This is a genomic window from Nocardioides piscis (genome assembly GCF_011300215.1).
Classification (GTDB): domain Bacteria; phylum Actinomycetota; class Actinomycetes; order Propionibacteriales; family Nocardioidaceae; genus Nocardioides; species Nocardioides piscis.
In genome coordinates, this window is the sequence record NZ_CP049866.1 from 782,739 (window position 1) to 800,440 (window position 17,702).

Here is a 17,702-nt window from a genome sequence, read left to right on the forward strand (position 1 = left end):
GGTCCCAGAAGATGCCGATAGACCATTCAGGTTCCCTGCAGGAGCCTGCACGACGGCGTTTCTCACCCCACCCCCGCCGCTAATCAGGATGGGCCGGTGTACCTGGAAGCCAGGCCCTGCAACCGGGCGGGGCCCTCGAGGTCGTGTGTGATCAACGCGCCTCGGGTGAGCGACACAGCCGACCACGTCAAACGTCGCCGGCCGCTGAACGCTGCCCGGGGGCCCTGGGTGCTTCCGGGTATTTGGGAGGGGGGCCCACAACTATGCCCCGGAGGGCCCATGCTCTGCATACCGTTTGCATGGGGATCATGGCGCACCAACAGCGAGCGACGAAGCAGACGTCAGCGCCAGAACGCGCGTGATCGCACCGAAGGTCAGTCATGAGTGTTGCACCGCAAGGTCGAGACGCTCACTCCGCCCAGAATGGGGCACGTACCGGTTCCCCACGGAGGTTCTTCCGGATGAGATATGCGCTCGACCTCGACCACGTGGGGGCCGCATCTCAAAGGCGCCGGTACCCGCGGTCTCCTGAGCGGTGCACGATCAAGCGCGCAGTTCCTAGGCCCGGGCGCCAACATTAACTAGCATCATTTGTGTGACTGCTGACGAACTTCAACTTGAGTTGCTGGGCCGACGGTGACTCGACCTGGATACGTCGATCGCAGCAAGCTCCAGAACTGGGCCGACACACGCCCATCGCAGTCGGAGTTTCCGCGTCTTGTGCGGCGCCTGGTTCTCGAGACCACACCTGGCTTGGTGGAGCTTGGTATGCCCGCTGGCGAGGGCGTAGCTGCTGGCGATTGGGACGGTTCCATACGGACAACGGAAGCGACAGCATGGGTTCCTGAAGGCCTGTCCGTCTGGGAGCTGTCCGTCAATTCGAGCCCGAACAAAAAGGCGGACGAGGATTACGCCAAGCGCGCCGACACCCCCGATGGCACGGCAACCGGAGACTGCACCTACGTCGAAGCGATCTTGCGGCCGTGGACAGCCCGCGCTTCTTGGGCGACGGGTAAGCGTGATGCAAAGGTTTGGAGAGACGTTAGGGCACTGGGCCTGGATGACATCGAGACGTGGCTAGAAGCAGCGCCAATCACTTGGGCCTGGCTTTCCGAGGAATTAGGGCTTTCGCCGTACGGCCTTCGAACCGGTTTGACGTGGTGGCGCGACTGGGCAGCCCAAACGAATCCGGCATTGACACCGGAAGTCGTACTCGCGGGCCGAGCAGATGCTGTGCAGGACTTCGAGGACCGACTGGCGTCGTCCGGTTCGATCACGACGGTGGCCGGCGCGTCGATGGAAGAGGTCTGCGCCTTCGTCGCTGCGGTCGCCGTGAACCGCGACGAACAGGGCAAGGGAAAGATGCTCGCTCGACTCGCATTCGTCGACGACATATCCACATGGAGGCAGCTGACCGCCTCGTCTCAGCCGCTCGTCCTGGTCCCTCGCACGCCCGAGTTGGCGAGCGAGATTCCGACGGGAACAATCCACAGCTTCTGCGTGCCGGTCCTCGCCGAGGAGGGCGCGGACGTCATTCTCCCCTCGTTGGACGCCTCCGAGTTGGCGGCCGCGCTGCAGGCCGGGGGGATTGCGGACAGGGAAAAGGCCGACGCTCTCGGAAGACTCGGACGTAGTAGCTTGACCGCGCTGCGTCGAAACGTTGCCGTGAAGGCCGCCCTCCATCGACCGACGTGGGCGGACACAACTCCGACACGAAACGTCCGATCGATCCTGTTGGCTGGCTCGTGGGGAGACAACGCAGCGGGCGATCGTTCGATAGTTGAGGCACTAGCCGGTGGCGACTACGAGACGTTCAGGGAGTCGATCACGGGGATCGTCGATCATCCCACCGACCCCCTGGCGATCCGTACCGACGGAGCATGGCATCTCGTCTCAGCCGTAGATGCCTGGATGCTGCTGGTGTCAAAGCTGACGTACGACGACATGCAGCGATTCGAGACCGTTGTTGAGATGGTCTTGGCCGAGGGGGACCCGGCCCTGGACCTGCCGCGTGACCAGCGCTGGCGAGCATCGATCGACGGCAGGACGCGACGTTATACGGGCGATCTCCGTCGCGGCCTCGCTCAGTCGCTGGCCCTGTTGGGCGTGTACGGCGGGACCGTCACCTGGTCTGGCGGAGCATCGGGCTCAGTGTTCGCCAACTACCTAGTTAGAAAACTGCTGGAGTGGGCATCGGCAGACTCCACAGGACAAGCCTGGCAATCTCTGGCCGACATCTTGCCGCTTCTGGCTGAGGCTGGGCCAGAGGCGTTCCTCGATGCCGTGAGCGCGGCAGCCGCGGGCGACGAACCGGTGTTGGCAACCATGTTTCAAGACAGCGCCGACGAATCCGGTCTCTTCTCTGGCGGCACTCCTCATACCAATCTGCTCTGGGCGCTCGAGTGCCTGTCCTGGTGCCCCGATTACTTCGGACGTGCGGTCGCTCTTCTTGCACGCCTCGACGAGATCGATCCCGGTGGCCGAATGTCGAACCGCCCGGCCGCGTCGCTCGCTGCGATCTATCGACCGTGGCATCCCGACTCGTCTGTCGATCCCGATCGACGCCTCGCTGTGCTCGATGCGTTGCGTCGCAGGCATCCTGACGCTGCGTGGAAGCTGGAGTGCAGCATGCTTCCCGAGACCCACGGGGGGACTCACTTTCCGGTAAGCGCGCCGACCTTCCGGACCTGGAAGCCGGACCAGCAGTCAGTGACGTACGGCGAGATATGGAAGATGACGACGGCCGCAGTCGAGCGCTGCATCGAGGATGCGGATACAGACGCTGAGCGGTGGGCAACGATCCTTGATCACACCTCAGCGATGCCGCCAGCGGATCGTGAGCTTGTGGTCGCGGCACTGCATGCGCTCGCCGACCAGCCCGGGGTTTCACCTGCCTTCAGGGATTCAGTGTGGCGAAGGTTGGTCGACGTCATCGGCCGCCATCGAGAGTTCCCAGATGCCGCCTGGTCACTGCCCGATGATGAGCTGGCCAAGCTCGACGCACTTGCGACGGGCTATCAGCCCGTGTCTGCCTATCTCCGACTGGTGGGACTGTTCCAGTCATACAGGCCGTACATCGGCGCTCGTCGATTCGATGACCACGAAGGCTTCGAACGCGAGCTTGGGCGCCAACGCGTCGAAGCGATTAAGGAGATCGAAGCCGAAGGCGGCTTGGACGCCATCACGAAGTTGGCACGCGACGCGACCGTGTATGGGGCCGTTGGCGTCGCCCTCGCGAACGTTGGCTCGTCGCATGACGCAGAACTACTTGCTTGGTTGGCGATCGAGGGTCCAGATGATCTCGCCGGGACCGCGATGTCCTACTTTTCAGCCCGCTACGCGCTCGAAGGGTTCGACCTCATAACAAGCCTCCTCGCACAGGTCGACCTAACTATCGAGCAGAGGGCACGACTCCTGCTGGTTGCACGAGACAACCTTCCGGAAGTGTGGGCCCTAGCTGCTGCGGACCAGGAGCTTGACACTCGTTACTGGACGGCGTTTCAGCCGCTCGGCCTGGGTCACGATTTCGACAAGCTCGACGAAGTTGCCGATCGATTGATCCTTGCCGGCCGCCATGCCGACGTCCTGCACCTCTTGAGCATGTACTCCCATACGGAGGACGGGCCACGCCCGGAGGCAGCAAGACTCATCGTGCGAGCGCTGGACGGACTTTTAGCGAACCAAGCCCAATCTGCCGCCGCGGGCGGCTTGCAGACCTACGACTTTCAGCGGTTGTTCGCCTACCTCGAAGCCATGCGCGACCATCTTGAGCCCGGCGACCTTGTTCGACTCCAGTGGGCATACCTTCCTGCGCTGGGCTACGACGCAAAGATCCCGGCGCTGTCCGAAAGTCTGGCCAATGACCCTGCGGAGTTCGTCGGCATGGTGTGCCTTGTGTTTCGGGCTCGACCCGAGTCGGAGGACGAGGAGGAAGCCGAGGATCAGGCGGACGACGAGCAGCGCGATGCATCGATGGCAACCAATGCCTACCGCCTCCTCAATGCATGGGATTCGCCGCCCGGGCTCGTCGATGGCGCTATGGACGCCGGGGTGCTTCGAGCCTGGCTCGACAGGGCAGTGGAGCTCCTATCGGAACGTGGCCGGACAGAAGTCGGCCTGCAACAGTTCGGGCAGGTCCTTGGCCACACGCCACCGGACCCGGACGGCACTTGGCCCGGCGTCGTGGTGCGGGACCTTCTGGAAGACGTGCAGCTCGAGCACATCGAGACAGGCCTCTACCTGCATATCGTGAATGGCCGCGGCATCACCAGCCGCGGCCTCGAGGATGGCGGCGATCAAGAACTCAAGCTGGCCGCTGACTACCGGGCCAAGGCCGAGGTGCTGGCGGATAGCGCACCTCGAATGGCCGCTTTGTTTCGACGACTCGCCGCCTCGTACGAAAGCGATGCGCGGCGCAACGAGGGTGACGCCGAACGGTTCAGGCGCGGACTCCACTGATCGCGCCCAACCTGTAAGCGTTTACGTGGTTCGAGAGATCCTGACCGGATCGGATGCCTCGACGCGTCGTACAACAGCCTGGCGTAGAGGATGTACGGACGTAGATTCAGGTTCTTGGCTCGCCGCGTTGGCGTCAACCGCGGCAGCCATCGCAGCATCGCCGTCGTTACCTCGACGAAGTCGACGGCCGAGCCGGACCGGCGACGACCAGAATCTCGCGTGGCATCCCGGCAGTCTGCCATCGCAGTGAAACGCAGATTGGGTTCTTGCCGGACGACTCGCCAACGATCATTCCGCCCCACAGCCCGATGAGAGCTTGCGCCTCTTCGCCGCAAACTGGACGCCAAACTGGTCACCCGCCGCTCTAGCCCCGGACACGCGCGTGCGCTCCGAGAGTCACCTCCTTGATCAGCCCCCTCACCCGGGCCGTGGAGACGACGAACTGCTCCTCAAACTCTTTGCTCGCGAGCGGCGCCGCCAAGACCTTTGTGATCTCTACTGACGACCCGACACCCAAGAGGCCGATGTTGGTTGGCCAGACCCTGGCGGTCGACTCCACGACCCGACTCATCCGCGTTCCGTAAAGTCGGATTGTGAAGGTGATCCGTCGCTTGACGGCCCGTGCAGTAAGCGAGGCTCGTAGGAATGAGTTCAGGTCTCCCAGTTCGTCCTCGAGTTGGGGCGACAGGAACGCGCCTGCTGCCCGATCCATCAAGCCGTCCACGAGTTCGAGATACTCCTGAATGTCCACGGCAAGCCGGGCCCCATCAGGAGCGTCATCGGATGACTGAGAGCTTCGAGCGTCGTCCAGTTGGAAGAGCCGATACGCCGAGGCAAGATGTGCCTGGGCCAGGTGCAGCGGGAGATATACGGATTCCAGGTAGTCCCGAGCGTTCGACAAGAACACCTCTTGTAGCTTCTGAGCGTGAGTTATCTCTAGTTCTGTGATGCGCTTGTTCGCCACGTATAAAGATCCAAAAACCGTCAGGATTACACCCAAGAGAATCCCGCCAGCCGTGATCGCTACGGTCACCCAGCTCGCCCCAGAAGACGATGCGGACGCTGCGATGTTCCATATATGCATGCCGCATGGTCGCACCCGGGACGTCCCCGTCGTGGGCCGACCGATGTCGACGCTTCGCGCGGTGCGTCATACCGCCGCGTGTCAGCGTGACCGGTGGGGCTTAGGCAGATCGACGGACTCGCCAAGCTCGGTTCTCATCTGATCGCGAAGGCGGCCGTAGATCTTGTCCAGCTCAGCGTGATCTCCAGCGCTACCGGCCTCACGCCAATGCTCCACGAGCCCTCGTACCTCCTCGCTTCCGAACGCCTCGAGGCCCGCCCGCGCCTTGATGCTCATTCGCACGCGTTCCCCCTTGGGGAAGGTCTCTTCGAGCTTGTCGAGCTTGTCTTGCCGTCCCTTCTGCGCATAGCGCCGCCGGTGCGACTCAAGCTCGCCGGTTTCGAGCGCTGCGATGTAGGCGTCACGCTTCTCTTGGAGTATGCGTGCATGGTCCTGCGCCTTCTGGTTTAACCGAACGACTTGCTCCGCGTGGGCCCGTCCCTGCGCTCCGCTCCACCATGTGAAGAAGATGCCGGCGAAGCCAACGATCGCGGTACCGGTCGGTCCCACCCATTCCGAAGCCATCCGCACATCTTGCACAGTCAGACGGCGCATGTCAGCGACTTTCGTACGAGCTACTCGGAGACGGGACTGTGCGACATTCCGCCGCAAGTCGGACGGCCCCACCTGCCTGGGCTGCGCAGCTGTTGTCCCTGAGACTCCAAGCGACGGCGGTGGCTACGCAGAGACCAACTGAGTTGACGCGTCTGCATCCTCAGCCATTGCGGCTTCCTGGAGCGAGGTGATCTGTTTGAGAACGCCGGCTGGTAGGTAGCTGAAGCTCTGCGGAACTGCCGGCCGCGGGCTCAGGTCTCCGAGCACCACCGGAACCGCGAACCTGACGACGGACCCCACTACGAGGCCGACCGCTCTCTCGTGTGCCGCGTAGTAGTTCATGAAGTCGGGCCGTGTGATCGACCCGACAGAACCGAAACGCCGCCAGAGTCCGCTCGGGGTCAGCCGGACCGTATCTGCGACCGTGAACATGCCGACGATCCGTTGCGTCGGTGCGGTCTCGTAGATAAGGACCGTGACGACGTCGGACGCGAGTGCACGCTTGCGGAACTCAACCGTCTTCACGCCCGCGAGGATGGCGTGTGCGTAGGGAGGCTGGATCGCCATGAGGGCTACTCGACCAGTCGTTCCCTCACCCATTCGGCTCTAGCTCCATCCAACTTGGTGATCGACTGCGGACGTCCACGCAACACCTGAGCTGCTCGCAACTCTTCGTACGTCCAGGGCGGTTCCTGGAAGCGATCTTGCCTGAATCGGAGGGCCAGGATGCCCCGGACACTCCGTGCCATCCATGTGATCTCCTGCGGCGAGTAGACCGTCCGTCTGCCTACGAACCTGACGACCTCGTCCGGGTCGGCGGACCGTAGCGTCTCCTCAACTATGCCAACGGCGCTGATGCTTTGCTCGTCCCTCGACCTGTAAAAGAGCAGGACGTCGCCCGGCTTGATCTGGCTGGTAGGGCTGTTACACAGGTACGCCTTGCGTAGCGCATTGCCCCACGGTTGTGTGACAGGTGTGCCGGTGGCGAACAGCTCCAGCTGTTCCGATCGACGCTCGGGCGCCTTCTCGGGGAACAGTTGGTCGTGCCATCGAGGTTCGATGGGGATCACGAACACCTGTTGGCGACACCGCAGGGCCGGGGGTCCGTAGCGGATATGGAAGTCGAGGTCGGGGAGCAGCTCGTCGGCTGCGCCGTAAGGGATTAGAGACTTCGCCAGTACGAGTTCACCCCGGGCATTGGTCTCGCCGGTGTCGACGAAGCCGAAGTTCTCGAGAAAGCCAAGGACTTCGGGATGGCTTGGAAGAACTTCGACGTACATGGTCGCCGTAGTCGACTCAGCAGCGTCCATAAGGATTGCCTTGAGGAGTAGCTCGCCGAACTTCACGTCGGGATGTTCGGCGGACACCTTGAAGGTACAGATCTTGACAACCGGCTGTGCCAGTTCGTATTCGCAGTCGGGCTCAGGCTTCAGGATCGCCAGCGCTGCATGCCTGTCACCCTCATCGATTAGATAGCACGAGCGGGTCTCGCTCTCGGCTCGTACCTTGGCGAACCAAGCATCGAAATCCGCAGCGTTGTAGTCAGCGCGAAGACTGTCGAAGATTGGGTCATCGGTGCGAAGAGTGTAGGTAGCTGGCTTGCTCACGCGCGGTGGAGGTGGAACCTCCGTCGGCTCGAACTGTGCAACTAAAGCAACGGCGTCTTCAAGAGCCATGACTCGCTCCGCGAGACCTGCGCGTTCGGCACGGCGTCGCAGTCGGTAGTCGTCACTGACCAAGTGAGTTGCGGCCCCGGCATAGAGAGCCGCGATGATGCGCAAGTCCCGATGGTCGTTGGTTCCCTCAGCGCTCTCACCGGCGAGCTCAACGAGAACATCTGGGATCGGGACTTCCTCTAGGAGGTGAAACTTCTCGAGCTCCGCGAGGCGTTGTGATCGCTTGGCGGGGTCCTTCGCCCCCAGGATTTCGTCTTGCGTCGCCCGGGCAACGCAGACCAGGTGCCCTTGCTCGTTGGCCAACCGCAGCAGCCTCGCCCCGCTCCGCATCCCCGGTTCCAGAAAGCCAGAGTATGGCTCAGCCGCAATGACGACGTTGGAGTCCAGGAGCAGCCTTAGGCGCGGTGGCCGTCCGGGGGCACCAGTCATGAAACTCATAGTGCGCGATCTTGGACGCCGGTAGGTGGACATCGCGCGCTAATGTCACGCCGAATGTGCCGCCGACGTCAGACGCAACTCACGGACCCTTGGTAATTCGGGCATTACTTCGAGTTGCAGCGCGGATGTCTTTGGCAATGAACACGCGGGACTGCTGCACGGATAGGTGACATCTGAATCTGCGTCGATGTGTCGGCGCTGGAAGGATGTGCACCATGCCAAAGGCGTTCCCCAAGGAGTTCCGCGAGGACGTGATCCGGGTCTTCAAGGACTCGGATGCCTCGATGGCCCAGGTCGCGAAGGACTTCGGCATCTCGCCGTCGTGCCTGAAGCGGTGGCTTTCGATCGACGAGCGGAACTCGTCACGATCATCAGGTCGCACGAGCGCGGCGGCTGAGTCCGATGCGCTGCGTGAGGCGAACACGCGGATCAAGCTCCTCGAGCAGGAGAACGAGGTCCTGCGTCGCGCTGCTGCGTATCTTTCGCAGGCCAACCTGCCGGGAAAATGATGTACCCGCTCGTCCGCGAGCTGGCCGCTGACGGTGTCCCCGTCACGGTGACGTGCCGGGTCCTCAACATCGCACGCCAGCCCTACTACCGCTGGCGCGCGAACCCGGTCACCGACGCCGAACTAACCGCCGCCTACCGCGCCAACGCCCTGTTCGACGCGCATCGCGACGACCCTGATTTCGGCTATCGGTTCCTGGTCGACGAAGCAAAGGAGGCTGGCGAGTCGATGGCCGAGCGGACCGCCTGGCGGATCTGCTCGGAGCTGGGGTGGTGGTCCTCTCATGGCAAGAAGCGCGGCGCCAACGGCAAGAAGCCCGGCCCGCCGGTCCACGACGACCTGTGCGCCTTCGTCGACACGCACGGCGTGACCCGCCACGAGTTCAAGGCTGACAGTCCGAACCAGCTCTGGCTGGCCGACATCACCGAGCATTGGACCGCGGAAGGCAAGCTCTACGTCTGCGCGATCAAGGACGTCTACTCCAACCGGATCGTGGGCTACTCGATCGACTCACGGATGAAGTCCCGGTTGGCCGTCGCGGCGTTGCACAGCGCGGCGGCACGTCGCGGCGATGTGGCCGGTTGTGTGCTGCACACCGACCGCGGGTCGCAGTTCCGAAGCAGGAAGTTCGTCCACGCCATCAATCGTCACGACATGGTCGGGTCCATGGGCCGCGTCGGAGCTGCCGGCGACAACGCAGCCATGGAGTCGTTCTTCGCGCTGCTGCAGAAGAACGTCCTTAACCGACGAGCCTGGAACACCCGAGAGGAGCTGCGGATCGCCATCGTCACGTGGATCGAGAAGACCTACCACCGTCGACGGAGACAGGCTGCCCTCGGACGATTGACCCCGGTCGAATACGAGCTGATCATGACGACAACCGCCACCCAAGCGGCATAACCGAAACTGTCACCCGTTCGTGCAGCAGTCCCGGGTTGTTTCGCCGCCGGTGCGAACCACGATCGGTGTGTCCAACTGCCGCCTGTCGGGTCGAGTTTCTTGAATACCTGACCCTGAGTCGAAGTACTAGTTAGCGTCGCGCTGCGGGCAACTTAGGTCGCGAAAACGGGGGACGGGGCAAATGCGGGGGATTGCGACCATCGACCGGCAGCCTGGCGGCGACGCCATCGCTGTCTGGGTGACCACCGCCAGAGGGACACAGGCGTGGCACGTCAACGCAGTAGACATCGAGGCCGACGACGAGGACGAAGTCCACGCAGCGGTGTCCTCGCTGACGCGCTGCACAGCGGTTCTCGTGACGGAGGGCAGCCGCCTCGACGGACTGCCGGTGGATGGAACTCCACTCACGGTGTCGGACATCGAGGACCTCGTGGTGGCGACTCAGGCCCAACAAGACGCCATCTTGCTCGCGATCAAGGACTTCAAGCGCAGCTCAAGATCTGCGTCGGTCAAACAGCCAACGTTTCTTGCCAGCCCCAAAGCTGCCGACTTCGTGACGGACGAGGAAGCCGCAAGCCGTCGCGCCTTCGCCACCGCGAACTTCCTCGCCCGGGCGTGGACCGCGTGGCTTAAGACCGACGAAGAACGTCGCCGTCGTACGGCCAGGCCAAGAACCGGTGAGACACCGTGGATCATGCCTCCATCAATGAACTCACCGCAGGTCGGTCTCTTCCCCGAAGCGTTCGTGCCGCGGGTCCACGAGCAAGGGCTGGTCTGAGAATGCTGGACTACACCGCAATCGACTTCGAGACCGCCAACGCCTACCGCGGATCGCCCTGCGCAGTCGGCCTCGTCCGGGTGAGGAACGGACAGCCGGTCGACGAGCAACGCTGGCTCATTCGACCTCCCACTCGTGTGGACTACTTCGATGCCTTCAACTCAACCTTGCACGGGATCGACGCCGAGATGGTCCGCGAAGCCCCGCGGTGGAACGTCGTTCTCCAGGCAATAGTGGAGTACATCGGAGACGACGTGGTCGTGGCGCACAACGCAGGGTTCGACATCGGCGTGATCCGCTACGCCTGCGCGGTGGACAACACTGAGTGGCCAGAACTGCGGTTCCTGTGCACGATGGTCATGGCGCGCCGGGCCCTGAGTTTGCCGTCGTATCGCCTCCCGTACGTCGCCGAGTCCTGCGGCTTCACGATGGGTGACCATCATGACCCCTTGGCCGACGCGCACGGCGTCGTTGGCATCGTGAGGGCGCTTGCCCGCGAGGCGGGAGCGTCTGACCTGTCAGAGCTTGCGTCAGCCCACCGCATGAGCATTGGGCGTATGGGCAGCGGCGTGTATGCCGGCAGCGTGGCGGTGGGGACGGGAAGCCGGAACTTCACACCCATCGTGGTGAATCCGGACGCTGATCAGGACGGCTACCTGTACGGCCGCGTGGTGGTGTTCACAGGCACCCTGATGTCGATGACGCGCGACGTCGCGCGACAGGAGTGCGCCCGAGTTGGCGCCGTCCCCGAGCAGAACACGACGAAGAAGACCAATGTTCTCGTCGTTGGCGACATCAACCCGGCCGTCCTTCGCCCCGACTCGAACGTGACCGGCAAGACGCGTAAGGCCTTCGACCTGCAGGACAAGGGTCGAGCGATCGAGGTCATGACCGAGGACGACTTTCTGCGGTGTCTCGACGGCAAGGCCCTCACCGTTATCGAAGGTCTATTGGCCGAGGAAGGGGAGGCGACCCCACCGGCCGCACCAACGCGCGACCGATTTCGGTCCGTCCCACTAGACGAGCGGCCAGTCCCGGCGCCACCAAAGCCACCACGGCCACTGCGGCGAGAGCGGGTGCCAACGGATCAGGTCTGCTCGGCTGATGGCTGCAATGAACTCGCCGCGTTCAAAACGCGCAGCAAGCCGACCTACTGCGACGGCCACATCGAAGTCATCCTGCGAGTTGGGGGCCTGGAACCACTGGAGTCCTTCACTCGGACCACCGACTGGCTTCTTACACGGTGCCTTCATTGTGGGAACGTGGCGCATTACCGCTTCGAATACGTCCAAGAGAAGAATGGCTGGAAAGAGGCAACGTGCCGCGCGTGCTATTGGCGAGAGTGGGCGTGCTCAGAGCGGGAGCTCCAAGGCAGTTATGCCCGCATCACGCCCGTGTCGTATGAGAAGGCGCAGGGCATCGCGGAGGAGAACGGCTTCATCTACCTCGGCCCCCTCACCACCCCGTCGATGCCCAGCGACCCGCACCGCACGGAGTGCCGCCGCTGCGGGAAGATCAGCGCCGAACGACTGGGCGATATCTCGTTCGGCTGCACCTGCCAACCTCGCTAGGTGGATCCGCGGAACTCGGGTCCGCCGCGTCTTACCGCCGCCTATCGGCACGTGCAGATGTCACCGGATCTGGTCGTAGGTCAATGGAACAAGCACCCGAGATGCAGTCATGTTTGACCACACGACAGCGGCACGGGCTCAGCGTGTCGCAGCAGTGGTGAGGTGCAGGTCGATGAGACACCCCGTCTGGGCAACAAGCCCACCACGATGCCGGTCACCGTCCCGGTGCTCCGCGTACTGGAGGCATTCCAAGGAGACACCAATGACCGATCCACCTTGGCCGCACGCGTTGCGCCAACTGGCACGCTCCGCGCAGTCATCAACCCGGGCAAACCCGGTCCTTGCCCAAGGCACCTCCGACGATCCCCGCGGAGTGACTGTCGCAATAGCGCGCGAGGTGGCCAACTCGCTTGGCGTGCCCCTCGAGCTCGTCTGCGTCGACGCAGCCCGCGACGCGTACGCCGCGATCACCCAGGGGATGGTTGACCTGTGCTTCCTGGCCAACGAGCCAGCGAGGGAAGAAGGTGTCGCCTTTACCGCGCCGTACATCGTGATCGAGGGCGTTTTTGTCACCGACGCAGACTCGCCCATCCGCACGTCCGACGACGTGGATCGGGACGGGATCCGAATTGGGGTTCGGGAGGGCTCGGCGTACGACCTGTTCCTTACCCGATCACTGACCAACGCCGAGATCGTTCGTGCTCGCGAGGCCACAGATGTCTACGAGCAGGAGGGGCTCGACGTCGCCGCGGGCGTCCGACAGCCGATGGAGAAGTACGTCGTCGCCACTGGCCGTCGCATCCTCGAGCCAGCCTTCATGCAGATCAACCAGGCGGTGGGTCTCCCTCGCGCCCTTGACGCGAACGCCGTTGCCGCCGTGGCAGCACTCGTCGAAGACCTCAAGGTCGCAGGCTTCGTGCACGACCAGCTCGCGCTTAGCGGTGTCGAGGCGACCGTCGCGCCATCTGGCTGAGCCTCTCTTCAACGGACCCGCCAAGGGATGGCCGGCGACCACGGTTGGGCGGGAGAGCGGAACCGGGCTAGGTGAGGGCGGGGTGCATGGATCCGGCCTCGTACGTCGCGAGGGGCTCCGTACGCTGATGGCACGCGAGCTGCTTCGACTGGCAGTCGTCGCCAACGCCATACCCCATGTCGCATCCCGACGTGGATCGTGACGCTGACCTCATGCACTTCTGACGGTGGTGCGCTGGGTCCCCAGGTCTAGGGCGCCGTCGTCGGTGGCGATGCGGGCCGTGACCAAGTCACCATGCTGAAGGTACTTCGGGTTCTTTGCCTGCTTGTCGAAGAATGCTTTCCACTTCACGTGCGCCGGCAGGAAGTTGCCGATGAGTTGCACGATCTTGGACGGAGCGGACAACGCCGTGCCCATTGGGGTGCCGGTGAGGACGAGATCGCCCGGGTCGAGCCGCTGGAAACGCGACAGTGCTTGCAGGGCCTCGATCGGCGGGAAGATCATGTCTCCGGAGATGAGCTTGTCCTGGCGGGTTCCCCCGTTGACCGAAAGGTGCAGGCGCAGGTCGGCGAACCGGTTCAACTCACCGGGCTCCAGCAGCAGGAGCACGGGGCCAACAGGGGTAAAGGTCGGGTAGGACTTCGCCTCGAAGAACTGGGTCTTGGGAAGTTGCAGGTCCCGCGCACTGACGTCGTTCGTGACCACGAGCGCTGCGACGTAGTCCTCGAGGTTGGCTGCGTGGACCTCGGAACCTACGGTCAGCGGATGGCCGATCACAAGGCCTACCTCGACCTCGTAGTCGAGGAATCGCACGTGGGCGGGGCGGACGATCTCGTCGTACGGTCCGGAGATCGAGCCGGATGCCTTCCTGAAGAACGTAAGAGGGATGGTGTCGGGGTCCATCCCCGAATCGATGACGTGCGAGCGGAAGTTGGTCATCTGCGCGACCACGCGGCAGGGCGCGGTCACCGGCGAGGCTAGGTCCAGCGACTCGACGGGGACGGCCTCCCCTCCGGTGCGGGCGGTCTCGATGGCCGCCCTATCCGCCAGCAGTTCGGCGGTCGTCGTCGCGTGGGTGTCGATGCGGACGGCGCCCGCCTGGGTCTGCGCCCACCACGCGTCGGCGGTGCGGAGGATGGAGATGCTCATGAGGTTGCCGCTTTCATCAGGCCCCGCAGGCGGGACAGGTCGAACTCGTTGTCCGCGCGCAGCGCGGTGGCCGTGGCGCGCAGTTCGCGCAGCGAATCTCTTCCGGGGGAGATCCCGAGGAAGTCCTTGCTCGCCGGCGGCCCCCATTGCGCGAGGCCCGACGCCGTCATCGGCGCCCAACCTGGGGCGAGGGAGCTGTCGAACCGATCGCCGTCGGTGAAGTGCTCGACAAGGAACCCGTCGGGGTCGCGCCAATAGTCGAAGATCTGGCTGCCCTGGATGTGCCGGCCGATCCCCCACGATCGGTGGTAGCCGTGGTCGAGCAAGTGCTCGCCACCTGCCGCGAGGGCATCGAGGTCACTGACCTGGTAGGCCGAGTGGACGTACCTGTTGCTGGGGCCGAGCGTCATCGCAAGCGCGTGGTGGTCGACCGGCTCGGAGCCGCGGTCGCACCGGATGAAGCTCATTGTCGGCCCTCGCTCGCGCTGGCCCGGGTAGTAGAGGAAGTCACTGACGATCAGGCCGAGGTGCTCGAGATACCAATCCAAGCTCTGGCGTAAACGGGTGCTCTGGAGCACGACGTGCCCGAGGCGTTCGACAACGGCCGGGACGCGCGGCGCCCGCTGGGTCGCGTTGGTCCGGCGCACTCCTCCACCAGTGTTGAGGACCAACGGTTCCTGGATCGCCCGGGCAGGGAGTTCGTGGGTGTCGGCGATGACCCGAACCCCCGCGCCGTCGGGTGCCGTGAGGTCAACAACTGCGCCGCCAAGACTCTCGGGCAACGCGTCGATCCGGGTGTCGGTGGCGTTCGCGAGCCGCACAAGGTCGCTGCTCTCGGCAGCTCGAAAGGCGGCGCCAGCGAAGCGTGAACGGATCCCGTGGCGGATGATGACGGCCGGAGCACCGGCGTACGCGCCGCGGAGCTGAAGTTCCTCGCTGGTCCGGCTCACGGTCACGAAACCGAAGGCGTTCGCAAACCGTTCCGCCGCGGACAAGTCGGTCTTCTCGAACTCGAGCCATGCCAGGTCGACGACCTTGATGATCGGGTTGGCGGCGCGTCCCGGGTGTTCGTCGCGCAAGGCGCCCTGCTCGCTATGCAGGTCGTTGTGGGTTCCCATCAGAATCTGCCGACTGCGACGAAGAGGGTGAGTAGGAGCAGGACGACGTTGACGGCGACCTCTTTGTGCTCTCCGCGCTTGGCGTGCACCACCATCCCGCCGACCATGGCGATCGCAAGCCCTCCGGCAGCGAGGTAGGTGAGGGCCGGAGCGACATCGAGTCCACGGGGCAGGATCAGCCCGGCGGCGCCGAGTACCTCGGCGACGCCGGTCAGGCGGATGACGGGCAGAGGTACGTCGTGCACCCAGCCACCGACCCGGGTCTCGAGCGCAGCCAGGGATCGAGTGGTCTTCAGCAGACCGGCGCCGAGGAAGATCAGGGCGAGCACGATCTGAAGGATCCATAGGACGGTGTTCATGCGGTGACTCCTGTGACGAGGTCGATGACGGAGCCCGGTTCGTTGGGCGATGCGTCTCCACGCCAGGCGACCTGCTGGTCCCGGCGGATGATGACTAGGTCCCGTCCGTACCGAGCACGGGCGTGGGTTGCGGACGGCGACGAGTTCGAGCGGCAGGGCGACTGCGGCTGGAGCTTCCTCCAGCGTTGACGTGTCCCGCACGGCCGAGGAACCTTGTTCACAAGCGCCGATTGAACACCTATGTTCATTTAGTGTCAACTGTGTTTCATACAGTCTCGACGTGTCACACTCTTCCTATGACCGCGACCGAACGCCGCATCCGCGCAGCCGCCATGAGGCTGTTCGCGGAGCGCGGTCATGCCGACCTTTCGATCAGCGACCTCGCAGCGGAGGCTGGCGTAGCCCGCGGGACGCTCTATCGAAACGTCGGATCGATGGATGCTTTGTTCGACCAGGTCCGTGGCGATCTGGCCGTCGAGCTACACCAGGCCAACGTCGAGGTGATGGACGCCGCCGGCATTACCGATCCCCCGCGGCGCCTTGCGGTAGGCATGCGGATACTCGTGCGTGGAGCGCACGAAGACCCGCCTCTCGGTCGGTTCCTCGCTCGGTTCGCGCTGACCGATGAGTCGTTGCGCAGCATGGTTGCTGGACCGCCAATGGCAGACGTGGAGGCCGGCATCAAAGCCGGCCGCTACACGATCTCGGCGGATCGGGACCTGAGCATCGCGTCCCTGATCATGGGCGCGACGGTCAGCGCGATCTGGATGGTGCTCGAAGGCCACCAGGCATGGCGCGACGCGGGCACCGACGCCGCTGAGCTGGTGCTTCGAGCACTTGGCGTGGACCCGGTCGAGGCACGCGCGATCTCGACCGAGCGACTGCCGTAGTAGCGGCTCTGCCTGCGGTGCCGTACAGCCCTGAGCACCGATCAGCGCTCGGCACTCGCCACGGTCTCGGGGTTCCTCCCTTCGCTACAGGGACGTGCCAACTTCAGGCGCAGAGCCATCGAGCTTTCCACTTCCTAGGCGACGGGTCCGCCGACGGGTCGGGCGCCGCGCCGAACACGACGACCCGCCCGCGCCCGCTCTTCTTGGCCTCATATAGGGCGAGGTCAGCCTCGTGGAGGACGACATCGGCGCTACTCGACCCGTCAAGGTTGAAACGGATCCCCACACTCGTTCCGATTCGCACCACTCGATCGTCAGCTACTGCAATCGGTTCCGAGATTGCGCCGGTGATGCGCTCGGCAACTTCGAGGGCAACGCCTTCGGTGGTGACTGACTCCATCACGACAACGAACTCATCCCCACCGAGTCGGCCCGCAATGTCTCCGGCCCGAATCTCAGCGCGCAGACGATCCGCAACTGCACGCAGAACAGCATCTCCAGCCCGGTGCCCCATGGTGTCGTTGATGACTTTGAAACCGTCGAGGTCCAGGTAGAGCACCGCCACCAATTCCTTGTCCCGTCGGCCGCGGCTGAGGGCCGCATGTAGCAGCTGCATGGACTCCGCGCGGTTTGGCAGGTGGGTCATCCCGTCATGGGTTGCTTGAAATGCCATCTGCTCGCGCGCCTCGGCCAGTTGGCGAACATGAGCGTGAATGAGTAGCGCAACGCACACGGACACGGGGACCAGGGTGAAAATCGACTCGACCAATTGAGAGACGTCGCCCGCGACGGCGTGCGGCGCCGCGTACACGGCGGTTGCCAGAGCTGCGCACCAGAAGACCTGCCGAGTTCCATGGTGCAGTCCGAGCCACGCAAAGCAGAGCACAAAGAACGGCCCCGTGAGAGCAGCCGACCCGGACGACCACGTGGACAACGCAAGTAGGGCGAACGCTGGCCACACCAGGGCCAAGGTACGGCTCTCCGGCCACGACCTCCACGGACAAGCCAAGACCACTGCGGCCACCACGAGGCTCGTCGTCCCGAGCACTATCTGGATCGGCGCCCTCTCTGGGTAGATCGGAATCGCCGCCACGACCAGCATCGAGGTCAGGGCGAACAACCCGGCAGCATGCAGTGGTGCCATACCACATCGCTTGAGGAGGAAGTCACCCAAGCTTGTCACCAGTGCAGGCTAGTCCAGATCAC

At 64.0% G+C, this 17,702-nt stretch carries 14 protein-coding genes; 6 read left to right on the forward strand and 8 right to left on the reverse strand.

The window, feature by feature from the left end:
- The first annotated feature begins 768 nt into the window (after window positions 1–768).
- Window positions 769–4,458: a hypothetical protein gene (locus G7071_RS03975; protein WP_166315143.1), complete on the forward strand. Its 3,690-nt coding sequence runs from the start codon at window positions 769–771 to the stop codon at window positions 4,456–4,458.
- Window positions 4,459–4,822: 364 nt separating this feature from the next.
- Here G7071_RS03975 and G7071_RS03980 read toward each other — a convergent pair whose 3' ends face one another.
- From G7071_RS03980 to G7071_RS03995, 4 genes are all read right to left on the reverse strand, one after another.
- Window positions 4,823–5,491, reverse strand: a complete 669-nt coding sequence (locus G7071_RS03980) for a hypothetical protein (RefSeq protein WP_166315146.1) — start codon at window positions 5,489–5,491, stop codon at window positions 4,823–4,825.
- A 132-nt stretch (window positions 5,492–5,623) separates the two neighbouring features.
- A complete protein-coding gene (locus G7071_RS03985; protein ID WP_166315149.1) occupies window positions 5,624–6,136 on the reverse strand; it encodes a hypothetical protein in 513 nt (170 codons plus the stop codon).
- 123 nt (window positions 6,137–6,259) lie between these two features.
- A complete protein-coding gene (locus G7071_RS03990) occupies window positions 6,260–6,703 on the reverse strand; it encodes an ASCH domain-containing protein (RefSeq protein WP_206062897.1) in 444 nt (147 codons plus the stop codon).
- Between the two features lie 5 nt (window positions 6,704–6,708).
- Entirely contained in the window at window positions 6,709–8,241 is a 1,533-nt protein-coding gene (locus tag G7071_RS03995) for a PIN domain-containing protein (RefSeq protein WP_166315152.1), read from the reverse strand.
- A 224-nt stretch (window positions 8,242–8,465) separates the two neighbouring features.
- Here G7071_RS03995 and G7071_RS04000 point away from each other — a divergent pair.
- The 4 genes from G7071_RS04000 (at window position 8,466) to G7071_RS04015 (ending at window position 12,980) form a co-directional block, all read left to right on the forward strand.
- Window positions 8,466–9,658 (forward strand): IS3 family transposase gene (locus tag G7071_RS04000; protein WP_166315155.1). Its coding sequence is split into 2 segments (ribosomal slippage): window positions 8,466–8,750 and window positions 8,753–9,658, totalling 1,191 coding nucleotides; the frame shifts between segments, so codons are not numbered across the junction.
- 355 nt (window positions 9,659–10,013) lie between these two features.
- Window positions 10,014–10,436 carry a hypothetical protein gene (locus tag G7071_RS04005; protein ID WP_166315157.1) on the forward strand — a complete coding sequence of 141 codons (423 nt, stop codon included), beginning with the start codon at window positions 10,014–10,016 and terminating at the stop codon, window positions 10,434–10,436.
- A 2-nt stretch (window positions 10,437–10,438) separates the two neighbouring features.
- Window positions 10,439–12,007, forward strand: a complete 1,569-nt coding sequence (locus tag G7071_RS04010) for an exonuclease domain-containing protein (RefSeq protein WP_166315160.1) — start codon at window positions 10,439–10,441, stop codon at window positions 12,005–12,007.
- A 262-nt stretch (window positions 12,008–12,269) separates the two neighbouring features.
- On the forward strand, window positions 12,270–12,980 hold the full coding sequence (locus G7071_RS04015) for a transporter substrate-binding domain-containing protein (protein ID WP_246210356.1): 711 nt from the start codon (window positions 12,270–12,272) through the stop codon (window positions 12,978–12,980).
- Window positions 12,981–13,190: 210 nt separating this feature from the next.
- Here G7071_RS04015 and G7071_RS04020 read toward each other — a convergent pair whose 3' ends face one another.
- From G7071_RS04020 to G7071_RS04030, 3 genes are read right to left on the reverse strand one after another with little or no spacing between them, the layout of a single operon-like run.
- Window positions 13,191–14,129, reverse strand: a complete 939-nt coding sequence (locus tag G7071_RS04020; protein ID WP_166315163.1) for a fumarylacetoacetate hydrolase family protein — start codon at window positions 14,127–14,129, stop codon at window positions 13,191–13,193.
- Window positions 14,126–15,247, reverse strand: a complete 1,122-nt coding sequence (locus G7071_RS04025) for a VOC family protein (RefSeq protein ID WP_166315166.1) — start codon at window positions 15,245–15,247, stop codon at window positions 14,126–14,128. Before G7071_RS04025 ends, G7071_RS04020 begins: the two co-directional genes overlap by 4 nt.
- On the reverse strand, window positions 15,247–15,606 hold the full coding sequence (locus tag G7071_RS04030) for a DoxX family protein (protein ID WP_166315169.1): 360 nt from the start codon (window positions 15,604–15,606) through the stop codon (window positions 15,247–15,249). The genes G7071_RS04025 and G7071_RS04030 overlap by 1 nt, the downstream gene beginning before the upstream one ends.
- Window positions 15,607–15,902: 296 nt before the next feature.
- Between G7071_RS04030 and G7071_RS04035 the strand changes: the two genes are divergently transcribed.
- Window positions 15,903–16,496, forward strand: coding sequence for a TetR/AcrR family transcriptional regulator (locus G7071_RS04035; protein ID WP_166315172.1), 594 nt, complete (start codon window positions 15,903–15,905; stop codon window positions 16,494–16,496).
- A 103-nt stretch (window positions 16,497–16,599) separates the two neighbouring features.
- Here G7071_RS04035 and G7071_RS04040 read toward each other — a convergent pair whose 3' ends face one another.
- Window positions 16,600–17,616: a GGDEF domain-containing protein gene (locus tag G7071_RS04040; RefSeq protein WP_166315175.1), complete on the reverse strand. Its 1,017-nt coding sequence runs from the start codon at window positions 17,614–17,616 to the stop codon at window positions 16,600–16,602.
- Window positions 17,617–17,702 lie beyond the last annotated feature (86 nt).